The sequence below is a fragment of the Spirosoma fluviale genome, from assembly GCF_900230225.1.
In the GTDB taxonomy this organism is placed as follows: domain Bacteria; phylum Bacteroidota; class Bacteroidia; order Cytophagales; family Spirosomataceae; genus Spirosoma; species Spirosoma fluviale.
This window is the reverse complement of sequence record NZ_OCNH01000002.1, coordinates 1083469-1102868: the sequence shown is the minus strand read 5'-3', so window position 1 is coordinate 1102868 and position 19400 is coordinate 1083469. Positions and strand designations below refer to the sequence as shown.

15 protein-coding genes are annotated in these 19400 nt (G+C 48.0%); 6 read left to right on the top strand and 9 right to left on the bottom strand.

All coding sequences use genetic code 11. The annotated features are described in order from the left end of the window. Positions 1-1081 precede the first annotated feature (1081 nt). From CRO74_RS15115 to CRO74_RS15090, 6 genes are all read left to right on the top strand, one after another. Entirely contained in the window at positions 1082-1807 is a 726-nt protein-coding gene (locus CRO74_RS15115; RefSeq protein WP_179830203.1) for a polysaccharide biosynthesis/export family protein, read from the top strand. 24 nt (positions 1808-1831) lie between these two features. Continuing rightward, complete coding sequence (locus tag CRO74_RS15110; RefSeq protein ID WP_097126861.1) at positions 1832-4135, top strand: GumC family protein; 2304 nt, start codon at positions 1832-1834, stop codon at positions 4133-4135. A 23-nt stretch (positions 4136-4158) separates the two neighbouring features. Further along, positions 4159-5634, top strand: a complete 1476-nt coding sequence (locus CRO74_RS15105; protein ID WP_097126860.1) for a lipopolysaccharide biosynthesis protein — start codon at positions 4159-4161, stop codon at positions 5632-5634. An 8-nt stretch (positions 5635-5642) separates the two neighbouring features. Beyond that, the gene (locus CRO74_RS15100) at positions 5643-6848 is read left to right on the top strand and encodes an EpsG family protein (protein WP_097126859.1); all 1206 of its coding nucleotides are present in this window, start codon (positions 5643-5645) and stop codon (positions 6846-6848) included. Between the two features lie 372 nt (positions 6849-7220). Next, positions 7221-8360 (top strand): EpsG family protein, encoded by a 1140-nt coding sequence (locus CRO74_RS15095; protein ID WP_179830202.1) that lies wholly within the window; start codon positions 7221-7223, stop codon positions 8358-8360. Positions 8361-8412: 52 nt separating this feature from the next. Beyond that, entirely contained in the window at positions 8413-9303 is an 891-nt protein-coding gene (locus CRO74_RS15090; RefSeq protein ID WP_097126857.1) for a glycosyltransferase family 2 protein, read from the top strand. A gap of 39 nt (positions 9304-9342) precedes the next feature. On the opposite strand, the gene CRO74_RS15085 is transcribed toward CRO74_RS15090, so the two are convergent. The 9 genes from CRO74_RS15085 to CRO74_RS15045 all read right to left on the bottom strand — a co-directional run bounded on the left by CRO74_RS15085 (position 9343) and on the right by CRO74_RS15045 (position 19400). Beyond that, positions 9343-9810 (bottom strand): hypothetical protein, encoded by a 468-nt coding sequence (locus tag CRO74_RS15085; RefSeq protein ID WP_097126856.1) that lies wholly within the window; start codon positions 9808-9810, stop codon positions 9343-9345. 61 nt (positions 9811-9871) lie between these two features. Further along, entirely contained in the window at positions 9872-10087 is a 216-nt protein-coding gene (locus CRO74_RS15080) for a hypothetical protein (RefSeq protein ID WP_097126855.1), read from the bottom strand. Next, on the bottom strand, positions 10084-10578 hold the full coding sequence (locus CRO74_RS15075) for a helix-hairpin-helix domain-containing protein (RefSeq protein WP_097126854.1): 495 nt from the start codon (positions 10576-10578) through the stop codon (positions 10084-10086). The genes CRO74_RS15080 and CRO74_RS15075 overlap by 4 nt, the downstream gene beginning before the upstream one ends. 1 nt (position 10579) lies before the next feature. Continuing rightward, entirely contained in the window at positions 10580-11437 is an 858-nt protein-coding gene (locus CRO74_RS15070; RefSeq protein WP_097126853.1) for an OmpA family protein, read from the bottom strand. Positions 11438-11474: 37 nt separating this feature from the next. After that, complete coding sequence (locus CRO74_RS15065) at positions 11475-12794, bottom strand: DUF5458 family protein (protein ID WP_245877853.1); 1320 nt, start codon at positions 12792-12794, stop codon at positions 11475-11477. Positions 12795-12895: 101 nt separating this feature from the next. Further along, positions 12896-13354 (bottom strand): hypothetical protein, encoded by a 459-nt coding sequence (locus CRO74_RS15060; protein ID WP_097126851.1) that lies wholly within the window; start codon positions 13352-13354, stop codon positions 12896-12898. Between the two features lie 165 nt (positions 13355-13519). Further along, positions 13520-16006 (bottom strand): ATP-dependent Clp protease ATP-binding subunit, encoded by a 2487-nt coding sequence (locus tag CRO74_RS15055; protein ID WP_097126850.1) that lies wholly within the window; start codon positions 16004-16006, stop codon positions 13520-13522. Between the two features lie 20 nt (positions 16007-16026). Further along, positions 16027-18516: a type VI secretion system protein TssR domain-containing protein gene (gene tssR / locus CRO74_RS15050; protein WP_097126849.1), complete on the bottom strand. Its 2490-nt coding sequence runs from the start codon at positions 18514-18516 to the stop codon at positions 16027-16029. Next, positions 18513-19400 (bottom strand): hypothetical protein, encoded by an 888-nt coding sequence (locus CRO74_RS15045; protein ID WP_097126848.1) that lies wholly within the window; start codon positions 19398-19400, stop codon positions 18513-18515. The genes tssR and CRO74_RS15045 overlap by 4 nt, the downstream gene beginning before the upstream one ends.

Below are 19400 nucleotides of genomic sequence, written 5' to 3'. Positions count from 1 at the left end.
TTTCCTGAAAAATCGTTTGTCTTTGCTCCCATAAACCAATCTGTACTCTTCTTTTCTGTGGATAGTCAAAGGTGTTATTCAGGAGGAGATTATTTTGCTTTTACTCATCTCATTCGGCTGGTTCTATTTATACGGTAAGGACGCCTTTCGGTGCCATTCCAGCCTATAAGCCGACCGTAGCTTGCAATTAGTAGTAGTCCTATGCCCCGTATACGACCGAAAAAGACGTGCCAAGAGTATAACAGCCATGTAATGAATGGAGGTCAGTAAGCTATTAGACAGTTTACTGAAGAATATCTGTGTCGTAACGAATGTACTGCCGCAAATAACTGCCCGTTCCGGGCGGGAGTCAACGGGATATTTCCCGTATTTTTGATAATTGTCAATCAAATTATCCCCTTAGTTACGTAGAAATACCCTATATCTCTTATTCTGGTAATTAAAAGGCTTACCTGTTACACCTGTAGTTTATTGTAATTGATTTCTTTATAATATTTTTGCAGAATATTGTCCTCACAGACAAAAAATTAGCTAATGACACTTGCTCATTTCAGCGTAGTCATAGTAGCCAGGCAACCACAAGAACAGCAACTCTTTTACACGCTCAAAGAACTCAACCAAAGACACAAGGAGTTCATATTCAGGATATTAATTAACTTATTGTTAAAACAAATGAAAAAACTTAAACTAATTACCTATATTCGTCCTCGGACACAGTGTAGTAGCTTATTAACAGTATAAAACTTACCATTACCCTTTAATCATTTCTCGTTTTTAAGAAAAGTATAGCGGTTATACTTTCAATGGGCCGAGAGCAGATTAGCCATTTTCTATCCTACGATTATTCGATTCAACGCATCCTGTTTTAAACGCTGGTAGTGTATAATCCCAGACTTTATCGATTGCAGAGATTGACTAAATTATAGTCTTACCAACCTATTACTTATTCTAACTATCATTCTTTTTCTGTCAAACACCTTTTGGTACTACATATCAACAAATGATTTTCAGACGTTTACTTTTGATTTGTTTCTCTTTTCTTGGCCTGATAGCATGTAGCTCCAAACGTAACCTGATCTATATGAGCGATTTGCGCGGCCTCGCCGAAGATAAGGTCCAGGTTTTAAATAACGCTCCCTTACGGATTCAGCCGGATGATCTGCTATCTATAACAGTAAGCAGTTTAAACCCAGAATCAACGATTTTATTCAATAAAGGACTTTTAGCCGCCAGCAGTACCAGCCCTACCGAACCGGGCATGGTCAACAATGCGCTTGTTAACAAAGCGGATAAGGAAGGCTATCTGGTAGATCGAGAAGGGTACATTGATTTTCCGGTTCTGGGTCGGGTTAAACTGGTCGATCTGACCAAAGAAGAAGCCGCTCAAAAGCTAACCCTCGATGTCTCAAAATACCTGAAAGGACCGGTTGTAAGCGTGAAGCTGATAAACTTCAACATAACCGTACTCGGTGAAGTAACGCGTCCATCTACGCTTACGATAAGCCGGGAAAGTGTAAACGTCCTCGAAGCCCTGGGGATGGCGGGAGATATGACCGTGTTCGGCAAGCGGGAAAGCGTACTGATTATCCGGCACCAGAATGGCATCCGTACCTCCAACCGAATTGACCTGACAAACAAAAGTGCCCTCGAAACACCGTTCTTTTACCTGCGCCAGAATGACATCGTTTATGTGGAGCCCGACAGTAAAATGAAGGTCTACCAGAATGATCCTGCTAACCGATTTATTGGCTTGTGGACTACCCTCATATCATCGGCTGCTTTAACGATTATATCACTCTTTCGATAGCTAAGGTATCTTAGAAAAAACGTTATGACAGAGGGAGAAGTAAGTTACGTATCATCCGGACAAAGTGGCTTCAGGCGATTCCTTTACAAATACTGGCGCTTCTGGTATTTGTTTGTAATCAGCATTGGCATTAGTGTAGTACTGGCAATCCTTTACTTAAAATCAGTCACTCCTCAATACAATGTTAGTATCAGCGTATTAATCAAAGACATAGAAAAAGGTCCTGACATTAGGCCGGGCAATCCGATTTTTAAAGAATTGGATATTTTAAACTCGACAACCAGTATTGAAGATGAGATCGAAGCCTTACGATCGGTGACACTAATGCATCGGGTTTTAGCCGAACTTGGTTTGCAAACGAGCTATTTCGTAGCCGATTCATTTAAAAAGAGAGAGCTTTTTGGTGATGATCTTCCTGTTCGCTTGTCTGTAAAAGAGCTCTCCGAATCGGCTTATACCAAGCCCATTGCGATACTCATTAAGAATACCCGTGAGTTTCAGTTGCAGGACGGCCCCCCGCCCGCCAATACCTACCAGTTCGGCCAGCTTATTAAACGACCCTATGGCACGTTTACCGTTCTGGCAAATCCGGAGGCCATGCGCTGGCAACCGAAAAAAATATTCATTTTCTTCAATAACCTGGAGGATATGGCCGACTCCTACAGTAAAGCAACGGCAATAATTCAGCTCAATAAAAAAGCAAATGTGCTGAGTGTATACATGCAGAGTGCTGTTCCGGAAAAAGGGAAAGTTATTCTGAACAAGCTCATTGAGGTTTACAACAAAGAGAACAAAGAAGACCGTAACTTACTGGCCATCAATACGATCCATTTTATTGACGACCGTTTAAAAGACCTTACTGCCGAGTTGTCGGAGATAGAGAAATCGACCGAGGCATTTAAACGTCGGAATCAGGTAACCGATGTCCGCTCCGAAGCGAACGGGTATCTGGAAGAATCCAGAATTTATAACAATCAGCTATCGGCCAATAAAATACAGCTCGACATTGCCGAATCGCTGGAACGATACCTGTCACGGCAAAGGCAGAAATATGAGCTGGTGCCCAGCAATCTGACAATTAGCGATCCCACACTACAGGACTTTATTGGCAAATTCAACGACCTGCTGCTCCAGCGGGAACGTATGTTACGTACCAGCGAAACAACAAATCCGCTGGTTGTACACATTGATGAACAGCTGGCCAGTTTCAGACTGTCTATCCTGGAAAACTTACGGACCGTAAAACGGGGTCTGCTCATCACCCAGGGCGACCTGACGGCCAAAACCAACACCTTACAGGAGCACATTACCCAGGTACCGGATATCGAACGGCAGCTTAACGCCATAAACCGGCAGGAGGGCGTTAAGCGAAACCTGTATTCATTTCTGCTGCAAAAGCGGGAGGAGTCGTCGCTATCGCTGGCGGCAACCATTTCAAACACCCGCGTCATTGATCCGGCATCGGCCTCTAAAGCGCCCGTTTCGCCCAAAAAGCCCGTCGTTTACGCATTGGCCTTCATTCTGGGCCTGATCTTACCCATCGCGTTCATTACCGTCCCCGACTTATTGAGCGGTACGGTTCGTCAGCGCAGCGATGTATCGACCGCTGTGGCGGTGCCTATTCTGGGCGAAATCATGCACTATCAAAAGCGGGGGATTTTTCGTTTCAGGAATAGAGGGATTTTTATTATTTCTCAGGAAAGCCAAAAGCCGATCGTTGATCAGTTTCGGCTGATACGAAGTAACTTACATTTTGCAGTTGCTAATCAGCCGCATCAGGTTATCCTGGTAACGTCTGGTATCGCCAAAGAAGGTAAAACGTTTTTCAGTACCAATCTGGCCCTGAGCCTCAGCTTCCTGAACAAGAAGGTAGCCCTTCTGGATTTAAACTTCCGAAATCCCGGTATTCTAACCAACCTCCGTTTGACGACTGAAGTGGGGGTTACGGATTACCTGAATGGCAATATTACTTCCCTGAATAAGCTATTGACCCCCTTTCCGGGCACCCCCAATTTGTCGGTTATTGGCACAGGACCTTTGCCCGCCAACGCGCCCGAATTTATAATGAATGCCGAGGTGGGTACATTAATCGCCGAGCTGCGGGAACGCTTCGACTACATCATTATCGACTCGGCTCCCGTGGGTAAGGTGGCCGACACCTTCGCCCTGGCTAACCATATCGACACTACTCTTTTTGTCGTGCGCTACAATTACACCCCCGTAGAGCAGCTCGACAGCCTTAAAGAAGTACATCAGGAAAACAAGTTAAAACTTCCGCTTATTGTACTGAACGACGCCCGGAAGGAGAATAGTTACCGAGTGAAATAATCACCGTAAAGTGCATCTAAATAATGTTAGGTAAAAAGATAGGTCAGAATTTTATCATCAATATTGTATCGATGGGGCTGGGCATCCTTAGTTCAGTGTTTATTGCCCGGGTTGGCGGACCAACCATCATGGGCAATATCGGGCTGGCTATGTCCTTTCAGGTTCTGATGAAGTCAATCTTTACCCATACGGTCAATAGTGTTCACCTGAAAATGTATAATGAAAACAATCAGGTAGGGTTAAAGAACTACATGGTTGTTTTTGTGCTGTACAATGTCCTCACATCGTTGCTGGTGTTATCCTTTGTTCTCTGGAATCACTTCAGCCACAACGGCGCCTTTACCGATCTTCAGATCTCGCTGATCGTCATTTTTATCCTTCAGGATTACTTAATGACGCCCTTTTATATCTACATAACGGATCAATCGTCGAAGCTCAATATTATCCGGTCCAATATGACTGATTTTTATGCTCAGACACTGATCAATATTGCCAAAATTGCCGCCGTTCTGCTGGGAGAGTCAGAAATAGGGATTGCCTGGTACATTATAGCAGCCTGCGCGTTAAGTTCTGTTTACCCACTGATCAATTTGATCCGGTCGGACTTGGGACTTTATTCGTTGACGGTTGTGAAGAAGTACATCCGATATTCTATGACGATTTCCACATCCACGATTGCCTACGGACTATTGGTCAGCTTCGATAAAGTACTGCTAGGGCTTTACAAGGTTTCGCCGGAACAAATTGGTTTCTACAACGTAGGGAACCGGCTCGGGTTACTGCTCATGACGTTAGGCATCAGCATTGGCAGTATTCTGCTATCGGTTTTCTCAAAGAACGCAACGGAGAACAACAACGACAAGACAATCAGCCAGTTGAGCAGTTATGAACGATTCATTACCATCAGCTTCTTACCGGCGGTTCTGGCCGCCTGGCTGTTTGGCAACGAGTTGATCACACTGGTCTTCGGGAACCGCTACCTCGAAGCGTTTCCGGTGCTGATGCTGTCGATTCTGTTCGCTTATATCAAAATATTGACCATCCCTTACCAGAATTACTTATTTGCCAATAACCGTTTCAGGGCGTTTAACCGCAATTCGATACTGTTCATTATAGCCATTATCTTTTTTTCAACCACAATGGCTCACTTCAATTTCTTCAATGATCTGCCAATTTCGGTTGCCGTTGCCCTATTGCTGGCCTGTCTGTTCGAACGAGTGCTGTTCACCCGCGATGCCGCCAAAATAGACCCCCAAATTCGACTGTTCTTCTATCCCGGAACGGTGCTCTTCTTTACCGCCCTGACCGTGGGCTGGTTTGTGCTGAATAAATTCATACCCGCTACCAATTACCTGCTGAGCTATGGTATCCGCACGGTGATTCTACTCGGCCTGGTACCCGTTGGCTATCTTCTGGGCATCTATACCAAAGATGATTTCTACATGATTACGGGCCTTTTGAATATCCGGTCAGGCAAGAAAGATAGTGTGGAGGCTTAGCAGAAGATATGGGACAGCCAGGGGGCATGGTTGAGCCCGGAACATACATACTATATACCTTACTGATGGGGTCGATGCTGTTGTTCTCACAACCATCTGCAAAAGCTGTCATTGATGAACGTACCGGACTGATCACGTTTCCCCACTACTGGGGATCTAACCTTGCAGGCTTAATCATTCTGTACAGCTTTATTGTCGGCTGCCGCTATTACGTAGGGATCGACTACAAAGTCTACGTGGAGATCTTCCTCGAACTCAAAGAAACCGGCTCAGTGTCCAGAGAAATCGAGTTTGGCTTTGAGTTTATGTATAAAGTTTTAAATCTTCTGAACGTTCACTTTACGTTCATCTTCATACTAATGGCTCTTTTCCAGATGTTCTTTTTTTACAAAGCGCTGGAGAAGTTTCCCTTCATTTTACCCTGGTTTACCTTCTTTTTCTTCGTTAGCCTGATGATGTTCAGCAGCATGAACATCATGCGCCAATCGCTGGCCTGGTTCGTCTTCTTCTATGCACTTAACCTGGCCATTGAGAAAAAATGGGGTTTGGTACTGCTGTGCATTTTCTTCGGCTACAGCTTCCATAAAACGATGCTCATCGGTGTGCTTACCTACCCCCTGCTGTTTACCGACATTGCCAAAAATAAGTATGTGCAGATTGGTATCCTGCTGGTGGTTACGGTGCTGGCTTCGTCCATTCTGACCATCGTACTGGCGGCTGTGTCTCCGCTGGTCAACTTGCTGGGTTATGGTTATTACATCGACAACATGGAATACATGTACGAAATAACTGCAGAAAAAAAAGTAGGGGCGGGAACGGCCAATGCGTTATTTTTTGTGGTCGACATTGCCATTATGTGGTATAGCCCCGAGTTGAAAGAAAACTTCAAAAAGTATGACTTTTACAAATATTATAATCTCTACTTTGTAGGGGCTATTCTGGATCGAATCGTATCCGACAATTTTATTATGGCCCGCACCAACGACTATCTACTCAACTTCCGGGTGGTGATCATGAGCTTTTTCTTTTATTTTCTTTTCAACACCCAAACGCAGAAAACCGGGAAGCGATTATTTGGTTGTATTATTGCTTTAATAATGGTTATTTTCTTTTACAAGGCTATCTACAATAGAGCTGCCGATAATTCGCCGTTTCGTTTTGTCTTTATGGAAGATCGACTCCAGACAAGACCACAAAAGTTATCAAATTATTAAACATAAAGGCGTTCTCAATGAAAAAAGTTAGCAATCGTAGATTAACACTTAACAATCTGTGTAAAAAAAATAATTAATTTATTAAACACCGATTAGCCATCCGGTATAGTTCAATAAAAAAGCAAAAGTTCATTTCACCAGCACATTAAACAAACACGCAAATAAAAAAATGAATCCCTTATCTTATTTAATAAAAATAATGCAACCCAATAACATCTACTAATAGACAACCGGCTAGATACGCACAACAACGAACGCAGGTAACTAACGGTTAGGAATATAAAACTCAACTGAAAAAAGAATCGTAGCGCTTTAACAATAGGCATGGTCGAGCCCGAAACATATATACTATATACCTTGCTAATGGGGTCGATGCTTTTATTTTCACTACCATCTGCAAAGGCGGTTGTTAATGAACGCACCGGACTGATCACGTTTCCCCACTACTGGGGGCCTAATCTTGTAGGCCTAATTATTCTGTACAGCTTTATTATCGGCTGCCGCTATTACGTGGGCATCGACTACAAAGTCTACGTGGAAATCTTCCTCGAACTCAAAGAAACCGGCATAGTACCCCGCGAGATTGAGTTTGGCTACGAACTATTAAATGTATTTTTGAACTACCTGAACGTTCACTTTACGTTCATCTTCATCATAATGGCTTTTTTTCAGATGTTCTTTTTTTACAAAGCGCTGGAGAAGTTTCCCTTCATTTTACCCTGGTTTACCTTCTTTTTCTTCGTTAGCCTGATGATGTTCAGCAGCATGAACATCATGCGCCAATCGCTGGCCTGGTTCGTCTTCTTCTATGCACTTAACCTGGCCATTGAGAAAAAATGGGGTTGGGTGCTGGTGTGTATTTTCTTTGGCTACAGCTTCCATAAAACGATGGTCATTGGCGTGCTTACCTACCCCCTGCTGTTTACCGACATTGCCAAAAATAAGTATGTGCAGATCGGTATCCTGCTGGTGGTTACGGCATTGGCCTCGTCCATTCTGACCATCGTACTGGCGGCTGTGTCTCCGCTGGTCAACCTAATGGGGTATGGCTATTATATTGATAACCTGGACTACATGTACGAAATAACGGCAGAGGGTAAAGTAGGGGCGGGAACGGCCAATGCGTTGTTTTTTGTGGTCGACATTGCCATTATGTGGTATAGCCCCGAGCTGAAAGAAAACTTCAAAAAGTATGACTTTTACAAATATTATAATCTCTACTTTGTAGGGGCTATTCTGGATCGAATCGTATCCGACAATTTTATTATGGCCCGCACCAACGACTATCTACTCAACTTCCGGGTGGTAATCATGAGTTTCTTTTTTTATTTTCTCTTTAATACTCAAACCCAAAAAGTGGTAAAGCGAATATTCGGTTACACCATTTCGTTTATTATGGTCGCTTTTTTCTACAAGGCTATCTATAATAGGGCTGCCGATAATTCGCCGTTTCGTTTTGTCTTTATGGAAGATCGACTCCAGACAAGACCGCAAAAGTTATCCGATTATTAGTACCTATAATTCATTTGGTGCCGTAACAGTCAACCTTTAAAACAGAGACGATATGCTTAACTACAGTATCATTATTTGTACGTATAACCGAGTCGATTTTCTTAAAGAGACGATTGATTCTCTCCTATCACATTTCAAAGATCATTCAAATTATGAGTTGTTGATTATTGACAATAAGTCAACGGATAATACGGCCGAAGTTGTAAAACCTTTTCTACGCTTCCCGCAGGTTCGGTATGTTCTTGAAACGAATCAGGGATTATCGTATGCCCGCAACAGAGGCATAAAAGAAGCCAAAAATGACGTTCTTATTTTCCTGGACGACGACATTGATATTGAAGCAAACTATCTGGACATATGCGACCAGATATACAGTGACCCGAACACCCATATCGTAGGGGGAAAAGTACTTCCTTATCAATCCGCCATTCCCGACTGGATGCCTGAGCAATTTTACTACCTGATGAGCATCTTCGACATTGGTAACTCGGCTTGTTATACCCAAAAATTGATGGGTGCCAACTATTCCATGCGCCGGGAAGCCGTCCAGAAAATTGGCTGGTACAATGTTGAGCTGGGCCGCAAAGGGAGTAATTTAATGGGCGGTGAAGAAGTCGACTACCTGAACCGGGCCAGCGATTTAGGCTACCGGATTCTGTATCGTCCCGATCTGATCGTCTACCATAAAATTAACAACAAACTGAACAAAGCTTACATTTTCGACTACGCCTATTACCTGGGCAAAAGCGAACGCATCATTGATATTCAGCGCAGTAAAGCGCGATTTTTGGCTAAGTGCGTTAAGGCCGTCCTGATGATTGGGCTACATGCCGTTTATGGCTTTTACGCCCCCAAGCCAAAGCAGCAAACCTACTTTAAAATAAAGCAGTTGTACAGCTTTGCGTACCTGAACCTGTTCAAGGCCAGGTACTCGAAAAAATAGCGCGATGTGCCTGAGCGTAACAGCTCGAAGTTTGCTCCCCTACCCTCTCAGCTTATACACATTCATTGAGTTGCCCGTCTTGGGGTCGGATGTGGTGCGCGTCAGGGTAACGGATGTACCGTCGATCAGGTCCGAGATCGTAAACGTAATGGTGCCGTTTGTTCCGGTAGGCTGAGGATTCAGGCCCTCCAGAATTAACGTGTTGTCGTTTTGCAGCCGGTAGCTTCCCACAAACGTGGTTAGATCGGTGCCCGAAGTACCATCCGAAATACGATAACGAACCGTAGGCGGGACAGACAAATCGAGTGAGAATTGCCCGTAGCCGGGTTTAATGTTGGACGGAGCCCCCTCCTGATAGACAATGGTGCCATTTTCGATTACGGATACTAAGGCATAGGAACGCTTGAGTCGTTCAGAGTTAGGCGGTTGTGGGGTGGTACTACAACCACTGATACTAATCAGGGCAGTGAAATAGGCAAGAAGCGAAGAAATCAGCGTCGTTTTCATGAAGTTATGCGTAGGTAGTGACGATATGGTGGAGTTCAGGGAAATTCTGTGATATGGCTTACTAGTCTTCTTCGGGTATAATCTCCTCAACCTGATCCGGTTTGGATTCGGTCTGGTTTGGCGATATTAACTTTCTCTGTAACTGAGCAATCAGTAGCTTTCTGGACCGTATTGGGCTGCGGTATTGACCGTAAGCAACGAGGTGACCGATAAAAAAGGCGGCAGCTAACAGGAACAGCATCTCGGTTAAGGCTACCCAGGGATTGAGTGGGTTCATGACAAAAGCGTCGGTTGAAAGTCGTTATAAATACCCTTACGCATCTGTTCCTGCCATGCCCTGAGTTCATCCCAGCGACCTTCCGCAGCCAGCCAGGCCTGCTTTGGCCAGGTAACCGGATCATCGGTGTAAATCAACGGGCCATGCTCGGCCAGCACCCGCCGAATGGTCGTGATGGGGGTATTGGCCAACTGCGTAAACGTATGAATACCAACTCCATTCAAAATAGCCTCGGCCTTTGCGTTGATACCCGCAATCTCTTTCAGGTCATCCCGGCCCGGAGCCGCGCTAAACACCTCCTCAACCTCCGGCTCGATAATTTCCTGGGCGTCGACTTCGGCCTGAAGCAGCTGGCACTTATCGTTCAGGCGACCAAGTTGCCGCTTAAAACGCTCCTGAAAAATAAAATAAGCCAGCAGGGCGGTTCCCTGAAGCATCAGAAAGTGCAGCAGGCTGGCATTTTCGAGGTGAAACGGATTCAGGTCGAACATACTATCGTTTTTTTACCAGTAACGTTACCCGTCGATTTGCTTCACGGCCTTCTGTCAGGTTATTAGGCGCAATGGGCACCTTATCCCCCATTGCTACTACCTGAAGCCAGCGTTTCGATGCGCCCTGTTGTATCAACTTGTCGCGTACGACCATCGCCCGCAGTCGCGACAGTTTGAGATTGAATGCTTCGGTACCCGTGCTATCAGTATGCCCGGTAATGGTGAGTCGTTCCGTCTGGTGATCGTACAGGTATGTAATGGCTTCCCGCACAAACTGCTCGTTATCCGGCGTTACGATGTATTCCGTGCTCCCCGTAGGAAAATACAACTGAAGCGGGTGAAACAAGTCGGTGTATTTCTGATGCCGGGCCAGCCAGTCGGCATTGATAACGATCGACTGAAAAGAGAAGGACAGGGCACTGGTTGAATCCTTGATGAAGCTTAGTAAGTCCGATGCCTGCCCCTGAATCTGCACCTGATCTTCCGACACCCCGGCGTTTAGTAAATACTGCCGAACCTCATCGGCCCGCATCAAGCCTAAATTGGGCATTAGCGTCAGTTTATTTTCAGCCGGAGTATGGTACCCTACCACCGTTAGTAACCGGCGCGGATGATTGATCAGATAGGTGGCCAGTGTGTCCAGCGTTGAGGGTTTCTCAAGCTGTTTGAGTGTGCTCTCCGCCTTATGAAACAGGCTTCCCGGCAGTTTAACGCGTAACCGGGGGCCATCTATAACGTGAACAGCAGGCAACACCGGATCCGGCGCGAACCCAATGCGCTTAATGTAAGCCACATGTATATAAACGGATGCGGTTACCCACATACCCAGTACGATCCACAAGACCAGTAGCCTACCCATGTTAAATCAATTGTTTCATAATCAGCCCAAACGGGGGTTAAACCAGCTCGTAGTTGGAAGCCCATTCCGGACTGTCAGTATCATCACCCCGGCGGCCATCGAGCTGAACGATAAAACTTTTAGCTGGATAATAGGGTGTCAGGCGAATATCCAGGTAGACCCGATCTTTCACTTTACTATCCCGTTCGAGTCGGACAATTCTAAATTGTTCAATGAGTTTGTTGGGGCCTTTCACACTATCCAGGAAGCCGGCAACCTGCCGACGTAAATCACCTTCTATGAGCGTATTCCAGTTTTCAAAGGCCCGCCGGTTCAGAAAGTCAAACAGCACTTTTACAATGTAATCGAAGACCCGAACCACCGTGGAGGTCTGCAAACCAATATTTGGCCCGTTGAACAGGGTTTTACTGCCATAGGCCATTACCCGGCCGTACTCATCAATCATCGGGACGAGATTAAGCCGTTCCATAACGGAAATTTCATTTTTCCAGAGCCGAAACCGAACGCCCAGCACTTCGCTGATTCCGCCGTGCTGTTTCCCCGCCGATACCTGCGACATCAGCGTATTGTACGTTTTTCCGGCCAGCGCTGCCGATGGCGGCACATATAGGTGATCCATTTCACCGACTTCCGCCACCTTGCTGCGGCCAACCACCCAGTTGCAGGTCATGATCACATTGGACCGGTACAACTCGGCCCCAGCCATATTGACGGTCCTCAAGAGATCGAGTACATCGTCGGGGCCGTCCAGATCAGCAAAGTCGGTAAAGAGCATGACCTTGTTGGCGTGGGCAATTTTAGCCCATTTCTCCAGCACGACATTGGACCGCATAAAGCCCGGAATGACCAGAAGGGAATAGTTATCCCGCAGGTCAAGGCGATCATAATTCTGCCTTAATTCACTGGTAATGTGATCAATGAACTGCGAATTATCCAGATCACACACTTGCTCTAAACCCGCACTCACTACCGACACGTTGGGAATTTCCGTCGTTTCGGCATTGGTATAAAAAAGAGAAAGCGCCCGGTAGTTGGTCTCAAGTTCGTGGGTAGCGTCCAGGGTTGTCAACAGGTTTTTACGTAGGCTTTCCTCGGTCTGGGCGGCTCTTTGGTTGGCGATAGCGAGCATTTCGTCCGGGCCGTCAGCCGAACTCAATACCTCAATCCAGACTTTTAGCTTATCCCTTAAAACAGCCTGTTCTTTTTCCGTGACGGGCTTATCAAACGAATTGGTTGCCCGACTTACAGCATCCAGACTTCCGTTTGAGGAGCCATCCAGGAGGCTCTCTATAAACTCGAAACCATGATTCTCCAGCAACGAGAGCATGTCGGACAGTGACGCTCCCGAGTCAACCACAGAAGAATACCTGGATGTCGGTCTTATTGGGGGAACGGTTGATTCACTTTCCATTGATCAGAGAAATAGTTTACGCCAAATGATCGGGATCGTTGCGCCGGTTATTGACCAGATTTGCCGGTTTTTGTAATTTGATCGGCCGCAGCCCGCAGCGTGTTAAGCAGGGCCGCCTTCGTTTCTGCATGGCTCAGCATAGTTCGCAACAGCGCGTGTCCCTTTAGTCGGCGGCCAACCTGGGTGTACTCCTGATACTGCGTATCCAGCGATTGCAGAAACGGGCTCTGGGCTACCAGCTCCTTGACCCGAAAGTCGGCTATTCGTCGAAACCGGATGGTTTCTTTCGTTGGCATACCCTCCGGCGATTCCATCTCCACCTCAACCTGAGGCCTGAAGTGATTTAATACGTCCTCAACCGTATTCAGGCCATACAGCGTCTTTGGACTCACTGGGTCATTTTGAGTGAGTTTGAGCACCAGCAATGTCCGGTTCGAGGGAATATTACTGATTTCTTCCAGCGCCCGGGGCTTGGTCTCACTACCCCCAATTTCGAACTCAAACATGCCTATTTTGACGAACAGTTCTAATTATCAAATCTATCAATAAGCCACTTGGCCGCAAGGCTGGAAATGGGCAGTTTCAAACAACTGGTACGTTTTTTTACAGCCTTCGGTAACAAGCTGAACTGGATTCGGACCGGTACTTGTACCAGAAAGTTACCAGCATACTCAGCCGATCTGCCAGATCAGCTCACTTGTCTGCGCATTCCAGTCCAGATTCAGCGCCTGTCCTTTTTGCAGTTGCCCCGAAATAAGCAGCCGCGAAATTGGCCTGCGGAGCTGATTCCGAATGATACCCGCCAGCGGCCGGGCACCGTACTGGGGCGAAAAGCCCTGCAAGGCCAGCTGCCGGTTGGCCTCTTTGGTCAATGTCAGGGTAACACCCTGCTGTACAAGACTTTTTTGCAGATGAGCGAGCTGAATCTCAAAAATCCGCACGACATTCTCTTCCTGTATGGGCGAGAACGGGATAATCTCCGTAATCCGGGCCAGAAATTCCGGTCGGAACTGGCCCGTCATGCGTGTCATTAGTTGCTGGGACGTTGGCATCCGACCGGCCTGAAATTCGTTGGTTATCCATTCGCTGCTGATATTGGAGGTGAAAATGAGCAGCGCGTTCGTGAAGTCCCCTTCCTTGCCGAGTTTGTCGTGCAGCCGCCCTTCGTCCATGATCTGGAGAAAAACATCAAAAACGGACCCGTGCGCTTTCTCGATTTCGTCGAACAATACAACAGAGTAGGGTTGCTTTCTGATCTTATTGACCAGCAAGCCGCCTTCTTCGTACCCAACGTAACCCGGAGGAGCGCCGTAGAGCAAAGCCGCCGAGTGCTCTTCTTTGAACTCCGACATGTCGAACCGAATCAGTGCCCGCTCATCGTTGAACAGAAAGTCGGCCAGCGATTTCGATAATTCCGTTTTTCCCGTTCCGGTGGGACCCAGCAAAAAGAAGGAACCAATGGGCTGGCCCGCCCGCTGCAACCCACTGCGCGACTCCAGAATAGCGTCTGATAAAGCCCGCAAAGCATGATTTTGACCCACCACCCGCCGTTGCAGAAAACTCTCCATCGACAGCAGCCGTTCTTTCTCCTGCCCCTGTACCTTACCCATGGGAATACCCGTTTTGTGGGCCACTACCGCCACCAGGTCATTGGCCGTAACGACCGGCACCTGCTGACCGGCCAATTCCCGAAACCGCATGAGTTTGGCCATGATATAATCATGGTAGGCAAAGGGCGTTTCCAGTTCGAGCGGGTTAATTTTATCTTCCCAGTTTCCCAGTAGAACGGGGCTGATCTGGTGGTGAAGCTGCGTATCAATCCACCGGTATTCTTCCAGTGCCTCACCCGGCGGCAAATCACTTTGGCTTAGCTCCTGAACGGCTTTTTCGAGTCGGCTGAGTTCTGTATCCGATGTTTCGATCGCGATCCGGATAGCCGCCATGGTGCGGTCCAGCAGATCGAGGGCGGAGTCGGGCAACCGGCGTTCTTTGCTGTATCGACGCGCCAGACGGATGCAGGCGGCAATCACGTCGGGCTGAATTTCCAGCTTGTGGTGCTGCTCATAAACCGGTATCAGTCCCCGAATCATGCGTTCGGCTACCTGCTCGGTGGGCTCGGTCACGGTGAGCAGCTCGAACCGGCGGCTTAAGGCCTGATCGGGCTCGATCAGCTTTCGGTATTCTTCAAGTGTAGTAGCCCCCACCACGGTCAGTTCGCCACGAGCCAGCTCGGGCTTGAGCAGATTGGCAATTCCGTTACCAGCGGAGCCTTTGGGGTCGAGCAGGGTATGAATTTCATCGATGAAGAGAATACACATTTCCTGCTGCCGGACTTCTTTCAGAACCGATTTAAGGCGGTCTTCCACTTCGCCCTTATACGAAGCTCCCGCCAGCAGGGCACCGGAGTCCAGTTCGAGCAAAATGGCATTTTTCATCCGGGCGGGTACCTGGCCGTCAACAATCAATTGGGCCAGCCCGTCGAGCAGGGCGGATTTACCCACGCCGGGGTCGCCCACAACCATGACGTTGGGTTTGCTACGCCGACCCAGAATTTCGAGCATCGTTCGTACTTCCTGCTTGCGCCCCACAACAGGGTCTAGCTTGTGGGCGCGGGCCTGCGCCGTTTTGTCGATGCAATAGCTGAATTGCCCCTTTGCCTTCATACCCGGAAAAGCGGGCTGGCCATTGCTACCCGGGCTTGTTTTCTCAGTGGCGCGGGGGGCGGAGAGGTCCCGTAAAAAACGATCCAGCAGGTCGCGCTCCTGCAAAGGCAGGGAGCGAAGCTGTTCGGCCGTGAAGCCAACGCCGGGTTTGGTGAGCGCCGTCAGAACACAAATTAGCTCAACGTAATCGAGCCCCAGCTTGATGCGAAAGAAATCGGCTTCGTTCAGAACGCGGTCGACCGATTCGTCCTGTAACGGCTCCGTTATGACCTGGGCCGAGCGGGGTTGTTCTTCGATCCAGACATCGGCCCAGTCGAAAATATACGCCACATCCTGCCCTAAGGCTTTCAGGAGCGCACTGCCGCCTACGTCGTCGTGGAGAAGTGCGCGCAACAGATGAGCCGCCGTAAGTTGCTCATTATGGTATTCACGAGCCAAAGCGCGGGCTATATGCAGGGCCTTCTCGACCGGTTCGGTAAGCGGTAGTTGACGCATAGGTAGTGCTGAGGAATGGGTTATTTAAAAAGGTCTTCGCTGATCCAGTAATACGTCCGCCCATTCGACGTAAACCGGCTGTTTCGGAAGGTAGGTATCCGCCGGAAGTAATCACGTCGTTCCCGGAGCAGGTATAAAACCTGACTGAGTAAGGCGTCGGACAACTGCTTACGATTCACTAACTGACTCACGGTGATTCGCTTGAATAAGGGATTGGCAGCGGGCAGATCTAAAATTCCGTTTAAGATCTGGTCGAGTGTCAAGGTCGTCTCCACGGGCAGGCCAATTTCCTTAATGGTCTTATGGTAACGGCGGTAGAGCCTAAGCCGGTCGAAATAAACGGCCGGGTCCAGGTCTTCGCTGCTCAACTGTTCCAGCCAGCGACTTATGCTCTCATACTCATCCAAAGGCAGCAGGGCAATAAACTTCCACCGGTGACCATCGCTAAGGGTCGTTGGCGTATAGGCCCGCACCAGAAAGGGATACGCTTCCAGGGGCATCAATGTCGACGCTACGGCCGGTAAACTCATCCCCAGGGACGCATAAATTGGCGTTAATTTCGGATTTACCCGATCTCCCAGCAGTTCTAAATGCTGAAATGTACTCTCCAGGGCGGCTATAATCGTCTCGGATTCGTGGGTAACTTGCCTGAACAGGCTATCCGTAGCTGCGTAGAGTTCCTTAAACGGCAGGGCCTGATTCTTTCTCGGGAAAAGAACCCAGCCGGGCACCATGCTCCGTTGCGGATAAGCCAGGCTATATTCATTGCGATCGCCTATTCGATGGGTAAACTCATTGACAGTCGTCACCATGTCCGGTCGAACCAGCCTCGTCTTCTTCAGAACACCACCCTGATTGGCAATCTGCACCATTAGTTCGCGGGCGTGCAGAACGAAGTTATTGGCCACATCGCCCACGGGCGCATACACCTGAAATGCGAGCAATCGGCATTCTACACTTTTCAGAGCAGCCGGAACCAGAATTCCATCGACGATGGACTGCATATCTCCATTAATACCCACCAATACCAATATATTGTTTTCGTTGGGGTGAGCGGCAAACAACTCCAGGGCTTTGCCAATGCCAAACCGCACACTTTTGGCCTCCGGCTCCGGCTGCACTCTGGCCGGTGGCATAAGCTTTCTCAGTTCATTGAGCAGGTAAACGTAATTGGTAGTCAGCGGGCTTAAATCAACATTGCCCCGCAGCTTATTATCGTCCGTTTTTTTATACTCGTTATACACAACAGCCCCCGCGCGCAGACTGATAGCCCGCGACGTATCCTGCGACAACTGCGAGATCGTGAACTGAATGGTATTTACCATCTCACCCCAGTAAGGCTGCATGGCCGGGCTGCCTTCAATGACATAAATCAGGTTGTAGTTGTTGCTATGGGTTCGAATGCTGGCCAACTGCTGACTGCTGATTGGCTGGCCGTTTACATTCAGGATGGGCACGTGCCGCCTGATTAACAAAGGGGTCATCCCATTCGTCTGCACAACGGTCTGGCTGTCTTTGCTATTCTTGAATTGATTGAGCACCGGGAATTTAGTACCGAACTGATTCCAGGAGACGGCTGAAAACGGACTGCTGACAACCGTCGAATCGGACAGCTTTCGGGTGGCTGCCGCTACGGATCGGTAAAGCGGAAGGGCCTGTTGCTGTAGCGTAGTGGTGTCGGGTTCGAGAAACAGTCGATTCCCAACGGCCTGTAGCAAATCGATGGGAGCCCAGCCCAAAAGAATTTGTTTCGCGCTGTCGGTTGGAAACCACGACGCCCGGCCAATAAGGGCTTGCCGACGGGTTTCGGAGAGCTTATAAATATAGGTCAGATCATAGAGCTTCAGCTTATCGCCAACCAGGGCTTGCTGGGTAGGCTCCGAATACAGTTTTACGGAATCTTTGGTGAAATACTGGCTCGGATTGGCAATGAGAATCGGCTGAGCCAGTACGGCACTAAATACCTGTGCCCGGCGCTGGTCTGCCGACCGGATACTCTGGTTAGCCAGCAGAAACCGGGTTTTAGGTGCCCAGCCGTAATACACCACAGACTTTCGGTCGGTAACTGCCCGGCTGGAAAACTTATTTCCGATGGGTAATTTAGGGTCGTATTTAATGAGTTTCAAATACCCGTTTCGCTCTTTTAAGACGTAAAAAGCTTCCAGAAACCCCATTTTTCGAAAAGGGCCTGTACCAGTAGAACTTCGGAACGTATTGTTGTTGACGCGGTCCGAGTAAACGATCCAGGGGGTACCACCGGCCGGTTGAAAAGTTAAGTCGGCCCCATCTTTGGCTACATCTACGGCTGTTTTTGTTGACCCCGAACTACCCGCATGCGGCACCAGATTATACGGCTGGCGGGCTACCCGCATGAAAAAAGGCAGTTGAGCCATTGCCGCTTCCTGACAGCTCAGCCAGAACAGTACCAGGCCGAAAAACCGCCGAAGGAATACGAACCACGGAGGCCAGCCGGATAGCTGACAATAGCCATTACGAACGAGGTGCTTCATTGGTTATGCTGGGTCACGTTTAAGCGCACAAGGCAGGATGTAAGTGAATCGGCAGTTACCGTTACCCCGTCGATACGCACGCCCCGATCGAATTGCAAGCCCATACAATACGAATAAAAGTCGTTGATTTTTGCCTCGTTAATGCGCACAATTGTATTATTTTTCTCACACAAATATCTCTTTAGCAGGTAGTTGTAGTGAACATTAAAGGATTGACCATCCGCAATGAGTTGCAATCGCCGTTTAACATCATTGCCCGTAATGTCGAGCGAATCGATGGTTGGCGCGAATTTATTGAACCCCTTAAAAACCCGAACTTCTTTAACAACCGGGTATTTCGTTACATCCGTCATGAGTTCAATTCGGTAGGTTTGGAAGGGCGTATAGCTTTCTACCATAGGATAGCTATAGATTGCGGTCTGGTCGCGGGAGTCGATCTGCCCACTTGCGCCAAAGCGCCAGGAAAACTGCCGGGCTCCTCCCCCTTCGGCGGTGAACACCATTTTTTCCCGTTCGTAACCCGATGACGGCCCTTTGATCTTCACCAGCGAATCCTGGGCCTGCACGATTTTCTTTGGCGTAATCACGACAGAAAACGTTTTCGTCAGTTTATTATCGATCGTTAGTCGAATCAGATACGTACCGGCCTTGTAATAGTAAAAATCTCCTTTAGATACCCTCGACTCCTGCCCATTCCCAAACTCCCAGTGCCGCCTGCCCTCCTCATCCGTACTATCGGCATAGTGTATTGGCTGACCTTCTACTTGCTGTATCGGGTCCACTTTAGCCCGAATCGTGGGCTCTGCCGTATATTGATAGAGCCCGGAGAGTACGATCAGGGTAAAGAACAACGCCCGTACCGATAAGGTCATTTTGCTATTCAT

Excerpts from the sequence above, each read along its gene's own strand:
- CRO74_RS15045 (WP_097126848.1), bottom strand. The coding sequence starts at position 19,400 with ATGAATAGCAAAATGACCTTATCGGTACGGGCGTTGTTCTTTACCCTG.
- CRO74_RS15105 (WP_097126860.1), top strand. The coding sequence starts at position 4,159 with ATGTTAGGTAAAAAGATAGGTCAGAATTTTATCATCAATATTGTATCG.
- CRO74_RS15100 (WP_097126859.1), top strand. The coding sequence starts at position 5,643 with ATGGGACAGCCAGGGGGCATGGTTGAGCCCGGAACATACATACTATAT.
- CRO74_RS15080 (WP_097126855.1), bottom strand. The coding sequence starts at position 10,087 with ATGAACCCACTCAATCCCTGGGTAGCCTTAACCGAGATGCTGTTCCTG.
- CRO74_RS15110 (WP_097126861.1), top strand. The coding sequence starts at position 1,832 with ATGACAGAGGGAGAAGTAAGTTACGTATCATCCGGACAAAGTGGCTTC.
- CRO74_RS15115 (WP_179830203.1), top strand. The coding sequence starts at position 1,082 with ATGAGCGATTTGCGCGGCCTCGCCGAAGATAAGGTCCAGGTTTTAAAT.
- tssR (WP_097126849.1), bottom strand. The coding sequence starts at position 18,516 with ATGAAGCACCTCGTTCGTAATGGCTATTGTCAGCTATCCGGCTGGCCT.
- CRO74_RS15095 (WP_179830202.1), top strand. The coding sequence starts at position 7,221 with ATGCTTTTATTTTCACTACCATCTGCAAAGGCGGTTGTTAATGAACGC.
- CRO74_RS15075 (WP_097126854.1), bottom strand. The coding sequence starts at position 10,578 with ATGTTCGACCTGAATCCGTTTCACCTCGAAAATGCCAGCCTGCTGCAC.
- CRO74_RS15085 (WP_097126856.1), bottom strand. The coding sequence starts at position 9,810 with ATGAAAACGACGCTGATTTCTTCGCTTCTTGCCTATTTCACTGCCCTG.
- CRO74_RS15060 (WP_097126851.1), bottom strand. The coding sequence starts at position 13,354 with ATGTTTGAGTTCGAAATTGGGGGTAGTGAGACCAAGCCCCGGGCGCTG.
- CRO74_RS15055 (WP_097126850.1), bottom strand. The coding sequence starts at position 16,006 with ATGCGTCAACTACCGCTTACCGAACCGGTCGAGAAGGCCCTGCATATA.
- CRO74_RS15070 (WP_097126853.1), bottom strand. The coding sequence starts at position 11,437 with ATGGGTAGGCTACTGGTCTTGTGGATCGTACTGGGTATGTGGGTAACC.
- CRO74_RS15090 (WP_097126857.1), top strand. The coding sequence starts at position 8,413 with ATGCTTAACTACAGTATCATTATTTGTACGTATAACCGAGTCGATTTT.